This window comes from Bradyrhizobium sp. USDA 327 (assembly GCF_041262065.1).
GTDB classification, from domain to species: domain Bacteria; phylum Pseudomonadota; class Alphaproteobacteria; order Rhizobiales; family Xanthobacteraceae; genus Bradyrhizobium; species Bradyrhizobium liaoningense.
This window is the reverse complement of the sequence record NZ_JBGCCW010000001.1, coordinates 3,453,826-3,475,438: the sequence shown is the minus strand read 5'-3', so window position 1 is coordinate 3,475,438 and position 21,613 is coordinate 3,453,826. Positions and strand designations below refer to the sequence as shown.

Annotated in this window: 23 protein-coding genes and 1 tRNA gene; 21 read left to right on the top strand and 3 right to left on the bottom strand. The window is 61.8% G+C overall.

Features of this window, described 5'->3' with window-relative positions:
- Window positions 1–4: 4 nt before the first annotated feature.
- Window positions 5–856, bottom strand: a complete 852-nt coding sequence (locus tag ABIA42_RS15985) for an ATP-dependent Clp protease proteolytic subunit (RefSeq protein ID WP_370123384.1) — start codon at window positions 854–856, stop codon at window positions 5–7.
- Between the two features lie 133 nt (window positions 857–989).
- Between ABIA42_RS15985 and ABIA42_RS15980 the strand changes: the two genes are divergently transcribed.
- From ABIA42_RS15980 to ABIA42_RS15950, 7 genes are all read left to right on the top strand, one after another.
- The gene (locus tag ABIA42_RS15980) at window positions 990–1,235 is read left to right on the top strand and encodes a helix-turn-helix domain-containing protein (RefSeq protein ID WP_370123387.1); all 246 of its coding nucleotides are present in this window, start codon (window positions 990–992) and stop codon (window positions 1,233–1,235) included.
- 89 nt (window positions 1,236–1,324) lie between these two features.
- Entirely contained in the window at window positions 1,325–1,834 is a 510-nt protein-coding gene (locus ABIA42_RS15975) for a hypothetical protein (protein ID WP_370123389.1), read from the top strand.
- A gap of 136 nt (window positions 1,835–1,970) precedes the next feature.
- On the top strand, window positions 1,971–3,119 hold the full coding sequence (locus ABIA42_RS15970; protein WP_370123392.1) for a helix-turn-helix domain-containing protein: 1,149 nt from the start codon (window positions 1,971–1,973) through the stop codon (window positions 3,117–3,119).
- Between the two features lie 7 nt (window positions 3,120–3,126).
- The gene (locus ABIA42_RS15965; protein ID WP_370123395.1) at window positions 3,127–3,606 is read left to right on the top strand and encodes a hypothetical protein; all 480 of its coding nucleotides are present in this window, start codon (window positions 3,127–3,129) and stop codon (window positions 3,604–3,606) included.
- Between the two features lie 834 nt (window positions 3,607–4,440).
- A complete protein-coding gene (locus ABIA42_RS15960; protein ID WP_370123398.1) occupies window positions 4,441–4,641 on the top strand; it encodes a helix-turn-helix transcriptional regulator in 201 nt (66 codons plus the stop codon).
- Entirely contained in the window at window positions 4,638–5,447 is an 810-nt protein-coding gene (locus ABIA42_RS15955) for a hypothetical protein (protein ID WP_370123400.1), read from the top strand. Before ABIA42_RS15960 ends, ABIA42_RS15955 begins: the two co-directional genes overlap by 4 nt.
- A 228-nt stretch (window positions 5,448–5,675) precedes the next feature.
- A complete protein-coding gene (locus tag ABIA42_RS15950) occupies window positions 5,676–7,091 on the top strand; it encodes a hypothetical protein (RefSeq protein WP_370123403.1) in 1,416 nt (471 codons plus the stop codon).
- A 29-nt stretch (window positions 7,092–7,120) separates the two neighbouring features.
- On the opposite strand, the gene ABIA42_RS15945 is transcribed toward ABIA42_RS15950, so the two are convergent.
- Window positions 7,121–7,197, bottom strand: a tRNA-Asp gene (locus ABIA42_RS15945).
- A 159-nt stretch (window positions 7,198–7,356) separates the two neighbouring features.
- Window positions 7,357–7,560, bottom strand: coding sequence for a hypothetical protein (locus ABIA42_RS15940; protein ID WP_028178218.1), 204 nt, complete (start codon window positions 7,558–7,560; stop codon window positions 7,357–7,359).
- Window positions 7,561–8,106: 546 nt separating this feature from the next.
- Here ABIA42_RS15940 and ABIA42_RS15935 point away from each other — a divergent pair.
- The 14 genes from ABIA42_RS15935 to nuoK all read left to right on the top strand — a co-directional run bounded on the left by ABIA42_RS15935 (window position 8,107) and on the right by nuoK (window position 21,610).
- On the top strand, window positions 8,107–10,362 hold the full coding sequence (locus tag ABIA42_RS15935; protein WP_370123406.1) for a TonB-dependent siderophore receptor: 2,256 nt from the start codon (window positions 8,107–8,109) through the stop codon (window positions 10,360–10,362).
- A 733-nt stretch (window positions 10,363–11,095) separates the two neighbouring features.
- Window positions 11,096–11,461, top strand: coding sequence for an NADH-quinone oxidoreductase subunit A (locus ABIA42_RS15930; protein ID WP_008136158.1), 366 nt, complete (start codon window positions 11,096–11,098; stop codon window positions 11,459–11,461).
- The gene (locus ABIA42_RS15925) at window positions 11,458–12,039 is read left to right on the top strand and encodes an NADH-quinone oxidoreductase subunit B family protein (RefSeq protein WP_370124085.1); all 582 of its coding nucleotides are present in this window, start codon (window positions 11,458–11,460) and stop codon (window positions 12,037–12,039) included. The genes ABIA42_RS15930 and ABIA42_RS15925 overlap by 4 nt, the downstream gene beginning before the upstream one ends.
- Before the next feature lie 11 nt (window positions 12,040–12,050).
- A complete protein-coding gene (locus ABIA42_RS15920; protein WP_370123409.1) occupies window positions 12,051–12,662 on the top strand; it encodes an NADH-quinone oxidoreductase subunit C in 612 nt (203 codons plus the stop codon).
- Between the two features lie 2 nt (window positions 12,663–12,664).
- Window positions 12,665–13,861, top strand: coding sequence for an NADH-quinone oxidoreductase subunit D (locus tag ABIA42_RS15915; RefSeq protein ID WP_028178213.1), 1,197 nt, complete (start codon window positions 12,665–12,667; stop codon window positions 13,859–13,861).
- Window positions 13,861–14,826 (top strand): FkbM family methyltransferase, encoded by a 966-nt coding sequence (locus ABIA42_RS15910; protein WP_271529319.1) that lies wholly within the window; start codon window positions 13,861–13,863, stop codon window positions 14,824–14,826. The genes ABIA42_RS15915 and ABIA42_RS15910 overlap by 1 nt, the downstream gene beginning before the upstream one ends.
- Before the next feature lie 10 nt (window positions 14,827–14,836).
- Window positions 14,837–15,448: an NADH-quinone oxidoreductase subunit NuoE gene (gene nuoE, locus ABIA42_RS15905; protein WP_271529318.1), complete on the top strand. Its 612-nt coding sequence runs from the start codon at window positions 14,837–14,839 to the stop codon at window positions 15,446–15,448.
- On the top strand, window positions 15,448–15,654 hold the full coding sequence (locus tag ABIA42_RS15900) for a hypothetical protein (protein WP_028178210.1): 207 nt from the start codon (window positions 15,448–15,450) through the stop codon (window positions 15,652–15,654). The genes nuoE and ABIA42_RS15900 overlap by 1 nt, the downstream gene beginning before the upstream one ends.
- Before the next feature lie 15 nt (window positions 15,655–15,669).
- Window positions 15,670–16,995: an NADH-quinone oxidoreductase subunit NuoF gene (nuoF, locus tag ABIA42_RS15895; protein WP_028178209.1), complete on the top strand. Its 1,326-nt coding sequence runs from the start codon at window positions 15,670–15,672 to the stop codon at window positions 16,993–16,995.
- Between the two features lie 5 nt (window positions 16,996–17,000).
- The gene (gene nuoG / locus ABIA42_RS15890; protein WP_370123414.1) at window positions 17,001–19,076 is read left to right on the top strand and encodes an NADH-quinone oxidoreductase subunit NuoG; all 2,076 of its coding nucleotides are present in this window, start codon (window positions 17,001–17,003) and stop codon (window positions 19,074–19,076) included.
- A gap of 10 nt (window positions 19,077–19,086) precedes the next feature.
- Window positions 19,087–20,154: an NADH-quinone oxidoreductase subunit NuoH gene (gene nuoH / locus ABIA42_RS15885; protein ID WP_271529316.1), complete on the top strand. Its 1,068-nt coding sequence runs from the start codon at window positions 19,087–19,089 to the stop codon at window positions 20,152–20,154.
- 8 nt (window positions 20,155–20,162) lie between these two features.
- Complete coding sequence (gene nuoI / locus ABIA42_RS15880) at window positions 20,163–20,657, top strand: NADH-quinone oxidoreductase subunit NuoI (RefSeq protein ID WP_191093171.1); 495 nt, start codon at window positions 20,163–20,165, stop codon at window positions 20,655–20,657.
- 9 nt (window positions 20,658–20,666) lie between these two features.
- A complete protein-coding gene (locus ABIA42_RS15875) occupies window positions 20,667–21,305 on the top strand; it encodes an NADH-quinone oxidoreductase subunit J (protein ID WP_028136073.1) in 639 nt (212 codons plus the stop codon).
- Window positions 21,302–21,610, top strand: coding sequence for an NADH-quinone oxidoreductase subunit NuoK (gene nuoK / locus ABIA42_RS15870; protein WP_008547737.1), 309 nt, complete (start codon window positions 21,302–21,304; stop codon window positions 21,608–21,610). Before ABIA42_RS15875 ends, nuoK begins: the two co-directional genes overlap by 4 nt.
- The last annotated feature ends 3 nt before the right edge of the window (window positions 21,611–21,613 follow it).

Here is a 21,613-nt window from a genome sequence, read left to right as displayed (position 1 = left end):
CAAGCTACTTAGTCGGTGTCGCGACTTGGCTGCTGAAGTCTAGAAGCTCGGGCGGCTTGCCGGTTTGGTAGACAGCGTCCGCACATGAAACAAATGAGGTTCTATCGGTGCAGAATTGATGGACCAGCGCGCTTCTGCGATTGTGCTCAAGTCGTGTTAGGCCAAGTTGTTTTGCGTGACTCAGACTTAGAAACTCGCTTTCCACTGGGTCCATGACAACTAAGCCATACCTGTCTTGGTCCTCAACGCTCAAGAATCGGACCGACGACGCCGGCGTCTTCAGCATCTCGTCCGCAAGAGCCTCTGAGACGTTCATCTCCCGGAAATAGGACCTAATATCCTGAACAAGCGAAGTGTAGCTACGCCTTATTTCCTGCTCGTCGATCTTGGAATCAGGCGCGTCAAGAAAGAAGGGGGCATGGATCCCAATTCGTCCACCCGTCGAGCGAGCGTTCCGGACCACAGCCCCAGCATAGATGAGAACACAAGCGCTGACGCAGGATGCTCCGCCTGGCACCAATGCAACCATCCTATGCTGCCTAGCTAATCTTCCGATTGCCATCGCCGCAGGAACAGAACCTCCCGGACTATTCAATGTAATGACGCTGGCAACGGCATAGCTAGTGAGATCAGGGACTTGGGATTTGTCCGTACGGGCCTCTGCATCTCTGAGAAGTTGAAGGACGTTATCGGCGTCTACCTTGTCGATTGCGCCGGTAACCTTCAGGTCTTCAACCGTGCAGACCTTCACGCCATGACAGTCAATGCGCCCCTCTACTTGGCCAGCGTGTGCGGGCTCCAGTGGAAGCAGTGCGGTCCATCCGCCCAGTAGAATTGCCCGAAGTTGACCCCTCATCTGCCGCCCCTCCCGCTGCCCTGGCGCGGCTGGTTAAAAGCCGTGCTTGATGGGCCGTTTCGCCCAACGCGCGCCCTCTCGACGTGCACTATAATGCGTCGCAATCTATTGCACGGTCTGTCGCATTGTGTCCATGGCAGAGGACGTGCGACAACTAGTTGGGAACAACGTTAGGCGGCTTCGCATTACGGCCGGGTTGTCACAAGCGGAATTGGCCAATCGGTTGGGCGTCGATCGGTCTTACGTGAGCGGACTTGAGCTTGGGACTCGCAATGCGACCATTGTCACGCTCTGGCATGTCGCCCAAGCCCTAAGCGTGAGCTTTCAGGAAATTTTCGCTGAAGGGACGAGAAGGACTCGAAGATCGAAGGGAAGCTGACTACCTGATGTTGGGAGCGAACCTGAACCAACAAGCAGCGCCGCTCTGAACGCCCTAAGCGGCGCTAGCCACTCGCTGGTAGGTCATTCGTGGTCAAAAAGTCCCAGCCCGAATATTACATCCAGCTCTGCGCACAAAGGTACGCCCAGATCACTGAGAACATTGTAGTAAGCTCATCGGCTGCCGAGATCAGCGAGATGAAACACAAGCTCACGATCATCAAAGAAGCCGCTCTTGAAGAGGCAAAAGCTGAACGGCGATACAGGATGCTTAGTCTCCCAGAGTACTTGAAGGTCATTGTTGATCGAGGGGGAGCACTGGAGCAGTCGATACCCAGAGCGGACGCGCTGTGCTTGATTGATTATTTCGCTGTTCCGCCACCGGGCACGTTGGGCTTGTTGTCGAGCTCACAGCTCGACAATCTTGCCGACCAATGCGAAGGCTGGGCTTGCACGCCAAATCTGCGCGACTATGAAGCGGCCCGCCTGAACGGCAAGGCAATAGGGTTCCGCCTGCTGGCCGAGTATCTAGGGCCTCTTCACCGGCCTTACGAACCACCTAAATCGCTTCATGGGTTACTGAGCGGGACGCCCGACTGACCGGCATTTAGGTCCGTCGACAGCCTCCTTTAGCCGGAAGTAATGGCGCCAGGGAGCCTGCCCCATAGCGAATTGGTGATTTATTGCGTGCCAGGCTTCAAGTTGCGCAATTGCGCAACTCTGGTACTTTGTCGGTATGAGCCTTGATTCTAAAGACTTTCGCACCCCGGGCCAGTTCGTTTCGGCCCTGATGGAGCAGCGTAGCTGGACCCAGGTAACGCTTGCCGTCGTTCTTGGCCTAGACAAATCCGGCGTTGCGCGGCTAGTGGCCGATAAGCGGCCTATCGATGCCGAACTAGCCCTGACGCTGGAAGAACTATTCGAAGTTCCTGCCGAACAATTTTTGTCCATTCAGCATCGGTACGACTTGGCTCTGGCGCGGGTAACGCGCCGCCCCGACTCCGGGCGATCGGTGCGAGCGCACCTGTATGGCCAGCTTCCGATCTCGGAAATGATTAAGCGCGGATGGATCAACGCTCAAGACATCCGTGACCCGGCCGTCACTACGGAGTTGATGCGGTTTTTCGGCGTCAACCGTATTGAGGACATCGAGGTCATACCCCATTCGGCAAAAAAGACCGAGGTGAACACCCCGGCGACCCCCACGCAATTAGCTTGGCTCTACCGGGTAAAGCAGATTGCGAGCCAAATGCTTGTTGCGAAATACAGCCCTGCGGCGCTCCCTGGTGTACTCGCAAAACTAAAGGGTTTGTTGGGGGCAGCCGAAGAAGCTCGGAAAGTACCACGCATCCTTGCCGAACACGGCATACGCTTTCTGATTGTCGAAACGCTACCGTCCGCAAAGATCGACGGTGTTTGTTTTTGGCTGGATGAAACCTCTCCAGTGGTTGCCATGTCCTTGCGCTTCGACAGGATTGACAATTTTTGGTTCGTTCTGCGGCACGAACTGGAACATGTGCGTCAGCGGCACGGTCTCGGACAGACCTACATGTTAGATGCAGAATTGGAAGGAGATCGCGCGGGTACTGGGGACCACATTGAAGCTGAGGAGCGAGAGGCGAACTCTGCCGCGGCCGACTTTTGCGTGCCTCAAAAGATGATGGATGCCTTCATTGCTAGAAAGGCCCCTCTCTTTCCGGAGCGGGACATCTTAGCTTTCGCGAAGATGGCAAGCGTTCACCCGGGTCTGATCGCAGGTCAGTTGCGTCACCGTATCGGCCGCTATGACCGTTTTGGGAATCACATAACGAAAATCCGTTCGATCGTCGCGCCGAATGCGATCAGAGACGGGTGGGGAGACGTGCAACCACTCGGCAACTTATGAGGACAGAATGTCGCGACGTAAGGAAATGCAACGCCTGATCCGGGCTTATAAGGATGAAACTAAGGTGCTTGAGATCGACATGAAAAAGGTCGCCCTTTGGGCGATCGGAAGAGGCTGGCAACTCCCGACGCCTCCTGATCCGGTTGATCTCCTCGCCCGCCAGTTCACCGACGCAGCACGCGAAGTAGTTGAATACGATAAGAAGACCGGAAAGCCGTTCCGCGTGTACCACGCGCTTAGAACCTCGCATGGGGGCACTCAACTCCACTTCTTCGTGGATATTGAAGAAGCGACGCGCACACAAATGCACGTTTCGCTGGTAAACCGTCGAGAGCAAATGGTCAGCGATGGCCTAATGCTGAGCTATGATCAGGATCACTGGAATGACGCGCACCCAACCGAGGAGCCGATCCAGCTTCCGATGGATCTGAGCTTCGACATCGAATTGCGCAAGAACGCGCCAGATGAAGGCGAAGAGGCGGCCTAGCGGTCGCCCTTTCCTCCATCTAGCTTCTGCGGCGCCGCCGAGCAGATCGAACAGAGCTATGGCGCTGCCATGGTCGCGCTCGCCGACTACCTCACGCGCGAGCAGGACGCCGTGTCGACCAACGATCGACTTCTCCGCATCCTTAATCGTGACAGCCTGCGGACGCAATTACCGAGGTCCTGGTCGACGGCCGCGTGCATCCCGGCCAACAGCAGGTCTTTTGCTTTTACTGGTGCCTTTAGGACGTAGCTTCGCAGCTCACCCCTGTGTCTCAGCGATATCCTGCAAGGTGTCTCACGCTAAGTCTTTCTTGGTATTTCAGTTTTACTCAGCGAAGCCTGAGACACCCTGTCTCATCCGAACGTGCGCGATGACTCACGGTGTCTCACCAGCCCAATTGGGTGTCAATTGGGTGCAAACCGCTCCAATTGCGCGCGCTCAGGCTCATAATCTTGTTGTTGGGGCGTTGCTCAACGTCAGGCGGGCCTGTCCACGAACCGCAACAGTGAGACACCCTTGTCAATTCTTAAGGTGTCTCACCAACTGTCTCAGCCCTACTAGATGGTGATTTAATTGAGTACCGAGGCTGCTGGAGGATCCTCAATCGGGCAAATATTGTGGATGAGAAATACTGGAGCGTTCTGTGCCACTTGAGGAATATCGAGGAACGCCATATGGTCGCAAATACGTAGTGTGCGGTTCTGCGCCTAAGTAGCGTGTCGCCACTTCAGTTAGTGCCCAACGCCCTTCGAGGGCGTTTTTTTGTGCCTTGAATACATCACCCTGAGAGCTCGCCGGCCACGCCGCGCGGGCTTTTTGCGTTGGAGAGAACATATGTCAGCCGAGAAATACCTCACATCCAAAGAAGCCGCAGCCTACCTGCGGAGCTCGACGTCGACCTTGGCTAAGCTGCGAATGAACGGTTCTGGGCCGCGGTTTACGCGCATCGGAAGAGCAGTGCGTTATCGCGAAGGCGATCTAGATGCCTGGATGGACGGCACCGCGCGTCCCGCGCATTTCGGTCAACAAACGTGACGGACGCGCGGCCGAGGACCACGGCGCTCAAATGGTTTCGCCTCTACAACGACCTGATCAACGATCCAAAGGTCCAAAGTCTCCCCGATCGCGTTTTTCGGGGATGGATCAATGTTCTTTGCATTGCCTCGAAATGCGCGGGCATTCTTCCCCCTCTTCAGGACGTCGCGTTCCTTCTCCGCCTTACCCCTTCTCGAACACAATCATTACTGGATGAACTCAAAGCCGCAGGGCTCCTTGACGCGAACGATGGAAAGTTGAGCCCACATAACTGGAAAGGCCGCCAATACGAATCTGACAGTTCTACGTCTCGTGTTCGCGACTATCGAGATCGCCGAAGAAACGGGGCCGGAAACGTTTCATCCACCGTTCCAGAAGCGGTCCCAGAGTCAGAAACAGATCCAGATTCAGATTCGCTGGTGTCTAACGACACCAGACCCCCGCGCGAAATGCGTCCCTCCTTCAAAAGCACGCGAAAAGGGAAGGGACCAATTCCGGAGGGCTGGAGACCCAACGATCAGCACGCTCATCTCGCAAGCTCGCTCGGCCTCGACCTGAAAGATGTGGAGCAAAGGTTTCGGGATTACTGCGCATCAAAAAGCGTTTTCTACGCTGATCATGATGCCGCTTTCCGCAACTTTCTAAAAAATCAACCCAACTTCCAACGAGGATCGACCTATGGAAAGGACAACCGACGTGGGGGGTCCATTATTGATGCTTGTGACCGCTTCGAGGCATTGCTCGATCGTCAACTGGCGGGCCAAGTGGAGGATGCCCTGGCTCTTCCGTTCTTATCCGACAAATGACAGCGAGCACTCTGGATGACGGTTTAGGCCAATCAGACGTCCGTTGCTGCTGTTGAGCGTCGATGACTAGGCTCAATCCTCCCACTCAGCGCGCCATCGAGCGCGCGATCCGTGCAGCACTGTCTGCGGGATTGAAGGTCGTCGGAGTTCGTCCTGATGGTACCGTCCTAACTGAAACGACAGGAAAGCCGCGTGAAGAGAACTTGACCGGCCTGCCCAAGGCCCGCGATGCTCGGGAGAAGCTGGGTGTCGGGTAAATCTTCCGGCTCACACCGGAATGCGTCGGGGGCGCTCATGGGAAAGGACAAAATCCGCTACTTCATTTATCTCAACGGTCGCTGGCGATGGCGTCCTACCAGGACGATGCGGGAATATGGTTTCGGGCTTGTCACTCTCGGGCGAGGAGGGCCCGCCCTCGATGCCGATGGAAATCCTGCCGCTAGCCTGGAGGACCGCCAGCGCGCGTTAGCGTTCAACCGGGCGTGGGACGAGATACGGAGTGGAAAGATCACGCCGCCCGCCCAAACGACTTTAAAGGTCTATCCACCCGGCTCGGTCGGCGAAGCATACCAGCGCGTTATGGCGATGCGAAAAGCCGAGAGACTGGCAAGGGGAGTGGTCTGGAGCAAGGAGCAAGAAGGCCGAGACGACTGGCCGCGCGCCTGGCGCTGGATCGAGCCTAAATTCGGCGACTGCGATCCCAATACCATTATCCCCGAGCACTTCCTGCGGATTGACGGGATTACCGGCAAGCCCGCCGGGCTCGTGGTCGAGATCGAAACGGCGGTCTCAGTCACCGAACGGCACCGGACGGTCAAGGTCTGGCGTGCGCTGTGGGCTCGCATGGGATCGATGGGCTACGTCGGCGACAAGAAGGACCCGGCACTCGGCTTCGTCAACAGCGCCCCGCCGACACGGAACGAAATCTGGTTGCGCCGCGAAGTCATGCGGCTAGTGCAGACGGCCTGGCGGAACGGCTTCTACGGCCTCGCCGCCTGCATGGCGGTGGCCTGGGACTCTATGCTCTCGCCGGTCGATGCCCGCCGGCTGACGGCAGGGCAGGCCGCCGACGACGGTCTCGGCATGCTCTTCTTTCTCGATCGTGCCAAAACCGGCCGGGCGGCTGCGGGCACGCTGTCACAATGGTCGCAGGCGATCCTGCTGGCGTACCTGCGCAAGCTCGGCCTCGACATGCTGGAACATACGCCGCTGTTCTGGACACGCGGCGGCAAGGCCGTGAGCCGCAAGGGCACGGCAGGCCGACGCGGCGGCGATGTCGGTGGCGGCCGCAACTGGGCCCCGCGCCCTTATACCAAGGACCGCCTTGAAAAGGATTTTGCGAAGGTCAGGAAGCTGGCCTTCGGAGCAGACGAGCTCCGCCAGCTCGGCCACATGCGGCGCTCCGGGGCAGTCGAGGGCGACGCCGGCGGGGCCACCGTGACCGACCAGTCCAACAAGATGGCAAACACGGTCGCCGCCAACAATCGGCTGCGAAAAGTCTACAATCCCGTGAACGTTCCGAGCGTGCGCCGGTTCGACGAGGCGAGGCTCAAGGGCGCCAAGGCCCTGGAACAAAGACCGTCCAAAAGTGTCACACCTTCGGTCATTGTGACACTTTTGCGGGAAAGGCCCAAATCGGGCTGAATTTAAGGGATTGATATTCCGCCATGAAATGGCGCGAGAGACGGGGCTCGAACCCGCGACCTCCGGCGTGACAGGCCGGCGCTCTAACCAACTGAGCTACTCCCGCGTGGTTCGCTCGACGCGCGCGGAACGAGGGGGGACTTAAAGGGGGGACATGGTGAAGTCAAGGACGTTGCGCTTTACCGGCCTGTCTCGGCTAAGCATTGCTCTGGAAAACAAAAAGGCCGCCCGGGGGCGGCCATTGGTCAGCCCGGAAGAGGACGTATCAGCGAATTTCCGAGCTCGCCGCGCTCGTCACCGCCACCGGCTTGCCGGCCTTGATCACAGGCGTCGACTGGGCCGTCTGGCCGTAATCGCCATGGGTCCGGGCTGCGATCCCGAAGCCGGCCACGACGATACCGGCCACCAGCGCCACCACCACGATTTTCAGGTGGGTCGCACGATCAGCGGAATGAATTGAGTGGTTCATCTGAGCCTCCCGACGGGCTTTGCCGCCGTCTATGGCTTTGTCTTAAGGGCGATCTGTTTCCGGATCGTTTCGCGGGTTCCGCAAAATGGTTTCATCTGTCCGCCTGGCTGGTTTCGTCCGGGGCAAGCGGGCCCGGACGAAGAGCGGCGCCGAGGCCGTCGGCCAGGACAGGGACAGATCAGCCACCCGTTCGCAGATCTGTTGTCGCGCAAGCTGATCGTGAAATCCGAAAATCCGACGTTGCGGCGAGAGCCTGACCTTCCTGATCGCGGTGGCCCAGCGCAGCCGAGTTCCTTGCAGTGCTGCGACAGGCCGGTCGGCTCACGGCGATCGCCGCCGAGATGTTCGAGAGCGAGAAGAATGCGCACCGATCTCGCTGCAGCAGCGGAAACATTGGAGCCCTTCTAAGAGTCCTTCTAAGAAGCTTTCAATTAGGGAAATCGCGCACCCTCACATAAGCGTCATCGCAAGCGCATGCCGTTCCGGGACAGGCGGCATGATGCATCACACATGCAGCTTTGGGGTGGCGCGTTGAACAGTCTTGGAATGCTGCGGTCGGCCGTGTTGGCGACTGCATCCGCTTGGGTCTTGATGCCGCAGGCATCGCTCGCACAATCTTCCACGCAGAGTGGCGCACAGAACCTGCCGGCGGTGACCGTCACCGCGCCGGAAGCGCGCCGCCGCGCGGCCGCTGCGCCCCCTCAGCGCCGTGCGGCGAGGTCGTCGGTGCAGACCGCCAACAGGAACAAGCCGCCGCAGCAGCGCGATGTCGGCTTCGTCGAGACGCCGCGTGGCCCGGTGCACGGCTATGTCGCGAACCGCAGCTCGTCCGGCACCAAGACCAACACGCCGATCATGGAAACACCACAATCGGTGTCGGTCATCGGTGCCGAGCAGATCCGCGACCAGAAGCCGAACAAACTCGACGAGGTGCTGCGTTACACCGCCGGCGTGCGGGCAGGGACGTTCGGCGCGGACACCCGCAACGACTGGTGGCTGATCCGCGGCTTCAAGTCCGACGACATCGGGCTGTTCCTCGACGGCCTGCAACTGTTCTACACGTCCTATGCGAGCTGGCGGCTGCCGCCGTCCAACATGGAGCGCGTCGAGGTGCTGCGCGGTCCGTCCGCCGTGCTCTATGGCGGATCGAGCCCGAGTGGCATCGTCAACGTCATCAGCAAAATGCCGCCGGCCGAGCCGATCCGTTACATCGAGACCGGCGTCAACAATTTCGGCAACGCCTATGTCGGCTTCGACGTCGGCGGGCCGGTCGCAACGCAGCCCCAGGACGGAAAGCTGTTCTACCGCGTCGTCGGTGAGGTCAGGAACGGCGGGACGCAGGTCGACTTCACGCCTGACAACAACTACTTCATCGCGCCGTCCTTCACCTGGAAGCCGGATGCCGATACGACCTTCACGGTTCTCGCGTCGGCGTCGAAGACGGACACCCGCGGCATCAACTTCCTACCTTACCAGGGCACGGTGACCAACGCACCGTTCGGCAAGATTCCGACCAGCTTCTTCGTCGGCGATCCCAGCGTCGACAAGTTCACCCGCGAGCAGGAGATGCTCGGCTACCAGTTCGAGCGCAATCTCACCGACGACCTCACGTTCCGGCAGAATGCGCGATTTGCGCATATCGACCTGACCTATCGCGGTTACATCGGCAACGGCTGGGACAACATCAACACGGCGACGATGGGCCGCTATAACTGGTATGCGAAGAACACCGCGAACCAGGCCAATCTCGACAACCAGCTGGAGTATCGCTTCAACACCGGTGCCGTCAGGCACACGATGCTGTTTGGCGTCGATCTCAAGGGCTATCAGATTGACGACTACCAGAGCTTCAATTTCGGCACCGTCCCTTCGATCAATGTGTTCAATCCCGTCTATGGTCTGAACATTCCGCTCACGGGCGCCCCGTTCCGCAACTACCAGATCACGCAGAAGCAGGCGGGCACCTATCTTCAGGACCAGATGAAGCTTGGAAACTTCACGCTGGTGCTGAGCGGTCGCAATGACTGGGTCGAGACGACGCAGGCCGCGCGTGACAGCGGCGTGACGCTCGCCAGCCGCGACGACAGCAGGTTCAGCGGGCGGGCCGGGCTGATCTACAATTTCGACAACGGCATCGCGCCCTATGTCTCCTATGCAACCAGCTACAATCCCGTCGTCGGCCTGAACGCCAGCAACCAGCTGCTGCTTCCGGAGACCGGCAAGCAGGCTGAAATCGGCGTGAAGGTGGCACCAAAGGGATTTGACGGCTATTTCACCGCCTCGGTCTTCGACCTGAAGCGCCAGAACGCGCTGACGACCGATCCGTCGAATTCGTTGCTGCAGAACCAGACCGGTGAGGTAACCTCGCGCGGCATCGAGCTCGAAGCGGTGGCCAACGCCACCAGGGAACTGAAGCTGATCGGCGCCTTCACCGCCTACCATCTCTTCACCAGCAAGGACCTCGATCAGTCGCTCGTCGGCAAGACGCCGACCAACACGCCTGAACTCCTGGTGTCGGGTTGGGCCGACTACACCTTCAAGGACGGGCCCCTCGAGGGCTTCGGCTTCGGCGGTGGCGTGCGCTACATCGGCTCGTCCTGGGCCGACGCCGCAAACACGCTCGAGGTTCCCGCAGTCGTGCTCGGCGATCTCGCACTCCATTATGAATGGCAGAACTGGCGCACGGCGCTGAACGTGATCAACCTGACCGACAAGATCTATGTCGCGAGCTGCGCGTCGGCCTCGTCCTGCTTCTACGGCGACCGCCGGCGCATCACCGCCAGCGTCTCCTACAAGTGGTGAGCGAGGACGGGACCTCGTGCAGCCTGCGAGAGGCGGCCAGTCGATCGCGACCGTCCTTCTGCTCCGCCTCACCGGGCAACCACGGATCTTCCGCCAGGAGATCGATGAGCTCACGGGCCATGCCCCCCAGCCCGAAGCTCATCCGAGCGCGGCGCGAGCGACGAACCAGCAAGTCGCCGCCGCCGCGCTCGCGGCCGGTCCGGGATGGGAGCGCGGGCCGACGCATTCGCCAGACGAGACCCGGCCCCGTCGTGACGCATGGCTCTTCCGATCATTCGCAGCTGTGGATAGTATCCTTGCGGCACCTGTCCTGATCGCGGCGCGCACCATCATTGGCTCCCTTGGCTGCGCTGCTCTGGGAAGACCGTTGGCAAAATCTGCTGCTGCGGTGGCGGGAGGGGACCTGCGGCGGTCATTGCCGGGGTTTGAGTGTGCTGCCGACCCGAGAAAACCGAGCATTTTGGTCGTCAGCGCATCGCGCATAGCTGTCCCGGCCCGAGCGCCGCAATCTCAGAACTGCTGACCTGCGAAACCGTGACTGCCCTTGCTGGGTCAGGCGATCTGCTCCATACCAGCCGCGGGGTGATTCCGGGATTTTCACCGTTCTGGGAGCGGCAAAGGGCCTGAAAAGAGCGTGTCTTGCGCCCATTGGTGCACTGCGCTAAGGCTCAGAATAATTCCAAATCGGACGAATCCGTGGCTGTCCCGAGGCTGCGGGAAAAAGGGCTCGTCAATGAGCGGCATTCTTCAGAACTATCTACCACTTGTCGTCTTTATAGGGGTAGCGGGCCTCATTGGCCTGGTGCTGCTGATCGCGCCCTTCATCGTGGCGTTTCAGCAGCCGGACCCGGAAAAGCTGTCGGCGTATGAGTGCGGTTTCAACGCCTTCGACGACGCCCGCATGAAGTTCGACGTCCGCTTCTATCTGGTCGCCATCCTCTTCATCATCTTCGACCTCGAGGTGGCGTTCCTGTTTCCCTGGGCGGTTGCGTTCGGCAAGCTTGGCGCGACCGGGTTCTGGTCCATGGTGGTGTTCCTCGCCGTGCTGACGGTCGGGTTCGCCTATGAGTGGAAGAAGGGAGCACTGGAATGGGATTGAATCCTGCACCGTCCGCGGGTCCGGTTGTCGCGCCGGCCCCGAAGGGCATCCTGGATCCGTCGACCGGCAGACCGGTCGGGGCCAATGATCCGTTCTTCCTCGAGGTCAATTCCGAGCTGTCCGACAAGGGCTTCTTCGTGGCCGCGACCGATGATCTCATCACCTGGGCGCGTACCGGCTCCTTGATGTGGATGACCTTCGGCCTCGCCTGCTGCGCGGTCGAGATGATGCAGGTGTCGATGCCGCGCTACGACGTCGAGCGCTTCGGCTTCGCGCCGCGTGCCTCGCCGCGTCAGTCCGACGTGATGATCGTGGCGGGAACCCTGACCAACAAGATGGCCCCGGCGCTGCGCAAGGTCTACGATCAGATGCCCGAGCCGCGCTACGTCATCTCGATGGGCTCCTGCGCCAATGGCGGCGGCTATTATCACTATTCCTACTCGGTCGTGCGTGGCTGCGACCGCATCGTGCCGATCGACATCTATGTGCCGGGCTGCCCGCCCACGGCGGAAGCGCTGCTCTACGGCGTGCTGCTGCTGCAGAAGAAGATCCGGCGCACCGGCACCATCGAACGCTAAGGTTTTACGTCATGGATGACGCCAAGCTCGACGCCCTGGGGCAGACGATCGTTAGTGCGCTTCCGGGCGCCGCTACCGGTCACTCGGTGGCGTTCAACCAGCTCACCGTGGATGTTGAGGCCGCCAAGATCGTCGAGGTGGTCAAGTACCTCCGCGACGATCCGAACTGCCGTTTCGTCAACATCACCGACATCACGGCGGTGGACTATCCCGATCGCGAAAAGCGTTTCGACGTGATCTACCACTTCTTGTCCCCGACGCTGAACACGCGGATCCGGCTCAAGGCGCAAGCGGACGAGACCACGCAGGTGCCGTCGCTGATCGACGAATTCCCCGGCGCGGATTGGTTCGAGCGCGAGGCCTACGACCTCTATGGCGTGTTCTTCGTTGGTCATCCCGACATGCGCCGCCTCCTTACCGACTACGGCTTCGAGGGGCATCCGCTGCGCAAGGACTTCCCGCTCACCGGTTTCGTCGAGGTCCGCTACGACGACCAGGAGAAGCGGGTGGTGTACGAGCCTGTCCGGCTCAATCAGGAATTCCGCAAGTTCGATTTCCTCTCGCCGTGGGAAGGGGCGGACTATCCGCTGCCCGGTGACGAGAAAGCGGGGCCGAAGGTCTGATCATGAACGAGCAACCCGAAAACCTCCGTAACTTCACCATCAACTTTGGTCCGCAGCATCCGGCTGCGCACGGCGTGTTGCGGCTGGTGCTGGAGCTCGACGGCGAAGTGGTCGAGCGCGTCGATCCGCATATCGGCCTGCTGCATCGCGGCACCGAGAAGCTGATCGAGCAGAAAACCTATCTCCAGGCGATCCCGTATTTCGACCGGCTCGATTACGTCGCGCCGATGAACCAGGAGCACGCCTTCTGCCTCGCAGCCGAAAAGCTGCTCGGCATCGAGGTGCCGCGCCGCGGCCAGCTGATCCGCGTGCTCTATTGCGAAATCGGCCGCATCCTGTCGCATCTGCTCAACGTCACCACGCAGGCGATGGACGTTGGCGCGCTGACCCCGCCGCTGTGGGGCTTCGAAGAGCGCGAGAAGCTGATGGTGTTCTACGAGCGTGCCTCGGGCAGCCGCATGCACGCGGCCTTCTTCCGCGTTGGCGGCGTGCATCAGGACCTGCCTCAGAAGCTGGTCGACGACATCGAGGCCTGGTGCGATCCGTTCCTGAAGGTGGTCGATGACCTCGACCGGCTGCTTACCGCCAACCGCATCTTCAAGCAGCGCAACGTCGACATCGGCGTCGTGTCGCTCAAGGAAGCCTGGGAGTGGGGCTTTTCGGGCGTGATGGTGCGCGGCTCCGGCGCGGCCTGGGACCTGCGCAAGTCGCAGCCCTACGAGTGCTACGCCGAGATGGATTTCGACATTCCGATCGGCAAGAACGGCGACTGCTACGACCGCTATTTGATCCGCATGGAAGAGATGCGTCAGTCCGTGCGCATCATGAAGCAGTGCATCCAGAAGCTGAACGCGCCTGAGGGCAAGGGCCCCGTCGTCGTCGAGGACAACAAGGTCGCGCCGCCGCGCCGTGGCGAGATGAAGCGCTCGATGGAAGCGCTGATCCACCACTTCAAGCTCTACACCGAGGGCGTCCACGTGCCGGCCGGCGAAGTCTATGCCGCGGTCGAAGCGCCGAAGGGTGAGTTCGGCGTCTATCTCGTCGCCGACGGCACCAACAAGCCCTATAAGTGCAAGATCCGCGCGCCGGGCTTTGCGCATCTGCAGGCCATGCATCACATCTGCCGCGGCCATCTGCTCGCCGACGTCTCGGCGATCCTCGGCTCGCTCGACATCGTGTTCGGAGAGGTCGATCGCTGATGGGGCAGCAGGCGCCAATCCAGTTCGACCGCGCCTCGGGGGCCCTTGAAGGGGCCAACCTGTGGGAGCGGACGGCTGCCCTGGCGCTGATGACGGGATCGAAGATCTCCTCGCACTTCTCGCATATGGGCTACATCGCCTGCGCCAATCTGCTGCGCAGGACGCTGCCCGAGCGCAACATCGCGATCAGGCTCAATCCCGACGCCGTGTTCGAATTCCCTTACGGCGACGGCTACTGGAGCAAGCTGCTCAACCGCTCCTACAATTACGAGGACGAGCTCGAGCTGCTGTTCGCCGACTCGATCGACGTCGATTACACCCTGCTCGATTGCGGCGCCAATTACGGCTACTGGTCGGTGCTGGTGTCGAGCAAGCCGTTCGGTTCGCACAAGGCGATCGCGATCGAGCCATCGGGGCAGAACTATCCGAAGCTCGCCAACAACGCCCGCGTCAACGGCAACCGCTTCGAGACCATGAAGTGCGCCATCGGCGCGGCCCGCGGCACCGCGCGGCTGTCCGGCACCAAGCACGAGGCCTTCAGCATTGCCGGCGATCCGTCGGCGGGCGGTGAAGAAGTGTCCGTGATCGCGCTCGACAACCTCATCGACGACGGCAAGGTCGCGGCCACCGGCAAATACCTGATCAAGCTCGACGTCGAGGGCGTCGAGATCGAGGCGATCAAGGGCGGCGCCCGGCTGCTTGAGGCCGACAGCGTCATCATGTGCGAGGAGCACGGCAGCGACCGCTCCCATGCCGTGTCGCGCTTCATCCTCGAACAGACCCCGCTGAAGCTGATCGTGTTCGATCCGCGCAGTAACCGGATGGAGACCGTGACCGAGCTGTCGATCCTCGACCGCATCAAGGTCTCGACCCACGTCGGCTACAACGTTTTCGGCACCGCAAGCGCATTCTGGCAGGACAGGATCGATGCCCTGAATGCGAAAACCGCGCGCCGTATGCAGTGAGAGATTAGAGATGTCCGTTCGCCGATTAGCACCGAAGGAAGTCCAGCCCGCGAGCTTTGCGTTCACGGAGGAGAACCTCGCATTCGCCAGGCAGCAGATCGCGAAATATCCGGCCGGCCGCCAGGCTTCCGCTGTCATCGCCATCCTCTGGCGCGCGCAGGAGCAGAACGACGGCTGGGTGTCGGAAGCCGCGATCCGCGTCATCGCCGACATGCTCGACATGCCCTATATCCGCGTGCTGGAAGTCGCGACCTTCTACACGATGTTCCAGCTCGCCCCGGTCGGCAAGAAGGCCCATGTCCAGGTCTGCGGCACCACGCCGTGCCGCCTGCGCGGCGCCGAGGATCTGATCCACGTCTGCGAGCACCGCATCCATCACGAGCCCTTCCATCTCTCCAAGGACGGCAATTTCAGCTGGGAAGAGGTGGAGTGCCTGGGCGCCTGCGTGAACGCGCCGATGGTGCTGATCGGCAAGGATACTTACGAGGACCTGACCAAGGAAAGCTTCGGCAAGGTGCTCGACGGTTTTGCTTCGGGCAATCCGCCCAAGCCGGGTCCGCAGAACGGCCGCCAGTTCTCGGCGCCGATCACCGGGCCGACCACGCTGAAGGAGATCACCTGATGCGTGATCTCTCGTCGCCGGCAATGCAGGGGAGCGGTGCCATGGAGAAGTGGGGCTTCATCGCGATGCACGCCGTTGTGGCGGCCGCTTTCATCTTCCTGCTTCAGCGCTTCGGCCTGAACGCATCGCTGGAATCTAGTCTGCTCTGGGCGCTGACGTTTGGTATCTGCGCCGCCGGACTTGCCTACAAGCAGTCCAATCGTTGATCGGAAAGCACTGATATGCTCGAGGACAAGGACCGCATCTTCAAGAACCTCTACGGCCTCCACGATTGGGGGCTCGAGGGCGCGCGGCGCCGCGGCGCCTGGGACGGCACGAAGAACATCATCGACAAGGGCCGCGACTGGATCATCAACGAGATGAAGGCCTCGGGGCTCCGCGGCCGCGGCGGCGCCGGCTTCCCGACCGGTCTGAAATGGTCCTTCATGCCGAAGGAATCGACCGACGGCCGGCCGAGCTATCTGGTCGTCAACGCCGACGAATCCGAGCCCGGCACCTGCAAGGATCGCGAGATCATGCGGCACGATCCGCATCTCCTGATCGAGGGCTGCCTGATCGCCAGCTGCGCGATGAACGCGCACGCCTGTTACATCTATGTCCGCGGCGAGTTCATCCGCGAGCGTGAGCACCTCCAGGCCGCGATCGACCAGGCCTACGAGGCTAAGCTGGTCGGCAAGGACAACGTCAACGGTTGGCCGTTCGACATCTATGTCGCCCACGGCGCCGGCGCCTATATCTGCGGCGAGGAAACCGCGCTGCTCGAAAGCCTCGAAGGCAAGAAGGGCCAGCCGCGCCTGAAGCCGCCGTTCCCGGCCAATGTCGGCCTGTTTGGCTGCCCGACCACCGTCAACAACGTCGAGTCGATCGCCGTTGCGCCGGATATCCTGCGCCGCGGCGCGGCGTGGTTCGCCGGCATCGGCCGCCCGAACAACGTCGGCACCAAGCTCTTCTGCATCTCCGGCCATGTCGAGCGGCCCTGCAACGTCGAAGAAGCCATGGGCATTCCGTTCCGTGAGCTGATCGAGAAGCATTGCGGCGGCATTCGCGGCGGCTGGGACAACCTCAAGGCCGTGATCCCCGGCGGCTCGTCGGTGCGCATGGTGCCGGCCGAGCAGATCATCGACACGCCGATGGATTTCGATTCCTTGAGCAAGCTGCGCTCGGGCCTCGGCACCGCGGCCGTGATCGTGATGGACAAGTCCACCGATTTGATCCGCGCCATTGCCCGCATCTCCTATTTCTACAAGCACGAGAGCTGCGGCCAGTGCACGCCGTGCCGCGAGGGCACCGGCTGGATGTGGCGGGTCCTGACCCGCATGGCCGAGGGCCGCGCCCACAAGCGCGAGATCGACATGCTGCTTGAAGTGACAAAACAGGTCGAAGGCCACACCATCTGCGCGCTCGGCGACGCGGCGGCCTGGCCGATCCAGGGCCTGATCACGCATTTCCGTCACGAGATCGAAGCGCGCATCGACCAGTATTCGCACAAGGCTGACATCGACGATATCGGCGTCCGCGATCCCGTGAACATGGTCGCGGCGGAGTAAGAGACATGACCAAGCTCATCATCGACGGCAAGGAGATCGACGTCCCCGCCGAATACACGCTGCTCCAGGCGTGCGAGGCGGCCGGTGCCGAGATTCCGCGCTTCTGCTATCACGAGCGGCTGTCGATCGCCGGCAATTGCCGGATGTGCCTCGTCGAGGTGAAGGGCGGCCCGAAGCCGGTCGCCAGCTGCGCCTGGGGCGTGCGCGACTGCCGTCCAGGCCCCAAGGGCGAGCCGCCGGAGATCTCCACCCGTTCGCCGATGGTGAAGAAGGCGCGCGAAGGCGTGATGGAGTTCCTTCTCATCAACCATCCGCTGGACTGCCCGATCTGCGACCAGGGCGGTGAGTGCGACCTCCAGGACCAGGCGATGGGCTATGGTGTCGACACCAGCCGCTTCGCCGAGAACAAGCGTGCGGTCGAGGACAAATATCTCGGCGCGCTGGTCAAGACCTCGATGAACCGCTGCATCCAGTGCACGCGCTGCGTCCGCTTCTCGGCGGAAGTCGCCGGCGCCCCCGAGATGGGCGCGACCGGCCGCGGCGAGGACATGGAGATCACGACCTATCTCGAGCACGCGCTGACGTCGGAACTGCAGGGCAATCTCGTCGACATCTGCCCGGTCGGCGCGCTGACCTCGAAGCCCTATGCGTTCGCGGCGCGTCCGTGGGAGCTCGGCAAGACCCAGTCGATCGACGTCATGGACGGCCTGGGATCGGCGATCCGCGTCGACACCCGCGGCCGTGAGGTGATGCGTATTCTGCCGCGCATCAACGAGGCCGTGAACGAGGAGTGGATCTCCGACAAGACCCGCCACGTCGTCGACGGCCTGCGCACCCAGCGGCTCGACCGGCCCTATATCCGCGAGGCCGGCAAGCTGCGCGCGGCGAGCTGGACCGAGGCCTTCGCCGCGATCGCCGCCAAGGCGGCGCGCACCGACGGCAAGCGCATCGGCGCGATCGCCGGCGACCTCGCCGGTGTCGAGGAGATGTTCGCGCTGAAGGATCTGCTCGCCAAGTATGGCTCGAGCAATCTGGCGGTGCAGGGCGGCGACGCCTTCGATCCCGCGCTCGGCCGCGCCTCCTACATATTCAACCCAACGCTCTTGGGCGTCGAGCAGGCCGATGCGCTGCTCATCATCGGCGCCAACCCGCGGAAAGAGGCGGCCGTGTTCAACGCCCGCATCCGCAAGCGCTGGCGTGCCGGCGGCTTCAAGGTCGGCGTGATCGGCACCAAGGCCGATCTCACTTACGACTATGACCACCTCGGCGCAGGCACCGAGACGCTCAGCGAGCTCGCGGCCGGCAAGCACTCCTTCATGGACGTGCTGAAGAACGCCAAGAATCCGATCATTCTGGTCGGTGCGGGCGCGGCCGCCCGTCACGATGGCGCTGCCATCCTCGCCGCCGCCGCCAAGCTCGCGCTCGACGTCGGCGCGGTGAAGGACGGCTGGAACGGTTTTGGCGTGCTGCACGAGACCGCTTCGCGCGTCGGTGCGCTCGACATCGGCTTCTCCGCCACGGGCGGCGGGCTCAACGCTGCGCAGATGACGACGTTCGGCACGCTCGATTTGCTGTTCCTGTTGGGGGCCGACGAGATCAAGGCGCCGGACGGCACCTTCGTCGTCTATATCGGCACCCATGGCGACCGCGGCGCGCATCGCGCCGACGTCATCCTGCCGGCAGCCGCCTACACCGAGAAGTCCGCGATCTACGTCAACACCGAAGGCCGCGTGCAGATGACCGGCCGCGCCGCGTTCCCGCCGGGCGAAGCCCGCGAGGACTGGGCGATCATCCGCGCGCTGTCGGAAGCGCTGGGCAAGAAGCTCGGTTACGATTCGCTCGCGGCGCTGCGCCAGGCGATCTTCAAGACCGTGCCGCATCTGATGCGTCTCGACCAGATCGAGGCCGGCACCGCCGACCAGGTCAAGAAGCTGGCCGGGAAGGGCGGCTCGCCCGAGAAGGCGCCGTTCAAGCCGCTGGTCGAGGACTTCTACCTGACCAACCCAATCGCGCGTGCATCCGCCGTGATGGCGGAATGCTCGCGCCTCGCCTCCGGGCAAATGCTGACCGCAGCGGAGTGAGCGTGATCTGATGGAATTCTTCGAAAGCGCATTCTGGACCGGGTTCCTCTGGCCGCTGATCATCATGGTCGCGCAGAGCGTCCTGGTGCTTGTCGTCCTCCTGGTCGCGATCGCCTACATCCTGCTCGCCGACCGCAAGATCTGGGCGGCGGTGCAGATCCGCCGCGGCCCGAACGTGGTCGGCCCATGGGGCCTGCTGCAATCCTTCGCCGACCTTTTGAAGTTCGTGCTGAAGGAGCCGATCATTCCGGCCGGCGCCAACAAGGGCGTGTTCCTGCTGGCGCCGCTGGTGTCCTGCGTGCTCGCGCTCGCCGCCTGGGCGGTGATCCCGACCAATCTCGGCTGGGTGATCGCCGACATCAATGTCGGCATCCTCTTCATCTTCGCGATCTCGTCGCTGTCGATCTACGGCATCATCATGGCCGGCTGGTCGTCGAACTCGAAATATCCGTTCCTGGCCGCGCTGCGCTCGGCGGCGCAGATGGTGTCGTACGAAGTCTCGATCGGCTTCGTCATCATCACGGTGCTGCTCTGCGCGGGCACGCTGAACCTGTCGGCCGTGGTCGAGGCCCAGCACGCGCGCGGCCTCGCCAGCCTGATCGGGTTGCCGCAGCTCACCATCCTGAACTGGTACGTCTGGCCGCTGTTCCCGATGTTCGTCGTGTTCTACGTCTCGGCGCTGGCGGAAACCAACCGTCCGCCCTTCGACCTCGTCGAAGCGGAATCCGAGCTCGTCGCCGGCTTCATGGTCGAATACGGCTCGACTCCGTACCTTCTGTTCATGCTCGGCGAGTATGTCGCGATCGTCACGATGTGCGCGATGGCGACCATCCTGTTCCTCGGGGGCTGGCTGCCGCCGGTTGACCTGCCGCCCTTCAACTGGGTGCCGGGGATCATCTGGTTCTCGCTGAAGCTGTTCTTCATGTTCTTCCTGTTCGCGATGGCGAAGGCGATCGTGCCCCGCTACCGCTACGATCAACTGATGCGCCTCGGCTGGAAGGTGTTCCTGCCGCTGTCCCTGGCGATGGTGATCGTGGTGGCCGGCGTGCTGCATTTCGCCGGCATCGCGCCGAAGTGAGGGCCGTCATGGGTATCAACGTCAACGCCACTGCACGCTCGCTTCTTCTGTCGGAATTCGTCTCGGCGTTCTTCCTCGCCATGCGCTATTTCTTCCAGCCGAAGCCGACGCTGAACTATCCGTTCGAGAAGGGCCCGATCTCGCCGCGCTTCCGAGGCGAGCACGCGCTGCGCCGCTATCCGAACGGCGAAGAGCGCTGCATCGCCTGCAAGCTGTGCGAAGCGGTCTGCCCGGCGCAGGCCATCACCATCGAGGCCGGTCCGCGCCGCAACGACGGCACCCGCCGCACCGTGCGTTACGACATCGACATGGTGAAGTGCATCTATTGCGGCCTCTGCCAGGAGGCCTGTCCTGTGGACGCCATCGTCGAAGGCCCGAACTTCGAGTTCGCGACCGAGACCCGCGAGGAACTGTTCTATGACAAGGCCAAGCTGCTCGCCAATGGCGACCGCTGGGAACGCGAGATCGCGAAAGCGATCGAGCTCGACGCGCCGTACCGGTGAGATGAGAGCATGATCCTTCCCGCGCTGTTCTTCTATCTGTTCGCCGGCATCTGCGTCGCCTCGGCGGTGATGGTGATTGTCTCGCGCAATCCCGTGCACTCCGTGCTGTACCTGATCCTGGCCTTCGTCAACGCCTCCGGCCTGTTCGTGCTGATGGGCGCCGAGTTCCTCGGCATGATGCTGATCGTCGTCTATGTCGGCGCGGTCGCGGTGCTGTTCCTGTTCGTGATCATGATGCTCGACGTCGACTTCCTCGAACTGCGCGAGGGCTTCATCGAGTACCTGCCGGTCGGCCTCGTGATCGGCGGCATCTTCCTGTTCGAGCTGCTGCTCACCGTCGGCTTCTGGGTCATCAATCCCGGCGTCTCCAAGACGATCACGGCGGCGATCCCGGCCAATGTCAGCAACACCGAAGCGCTCGGCCTCGTGCTCTATACGAAGTACATCCACTACTTCCAGCTCTCGGGCATGGTGCTGCTGGTCGCCATGATCGGCGCCATCGTGCTGACGCTCCGGCACAAGGCGAGCGTGAAGCGGCAGGACATCAACGTTCAGAACGCGCGCACGCCCGAGATGGCGATGGCGATGCGCAAGGTGGCGCCGGGGCAGGGGCTCTCGGACGCCGATGCGGCGGAGTGGGTGAAATGACGATCGGGCTCGGGCATTATCTGGCGGTCGGCGCGATCCTTTTCACGCTCGGCATCCTCGGCATCTTCCTGAACCGCAAGAACATCATCGTCATCCTGATGTCGATCGAGCTGATCCTGCTCTCGGTCAACATCAACCTCGTGGCGTTCTCGACCTTCCTCGGCGACATCGTCGGCCAGGTCTTCGCGCTGCTGGTGCTGACGGTTGCGGCTGCTGAAGCTGCGATCGGTCTCGCCATCCTGGTGGTCTATTTCCGCAACCGCGGCTCGATCGCGGTTGAGGACGTCAATCTGATGAAGGGCTGAGCT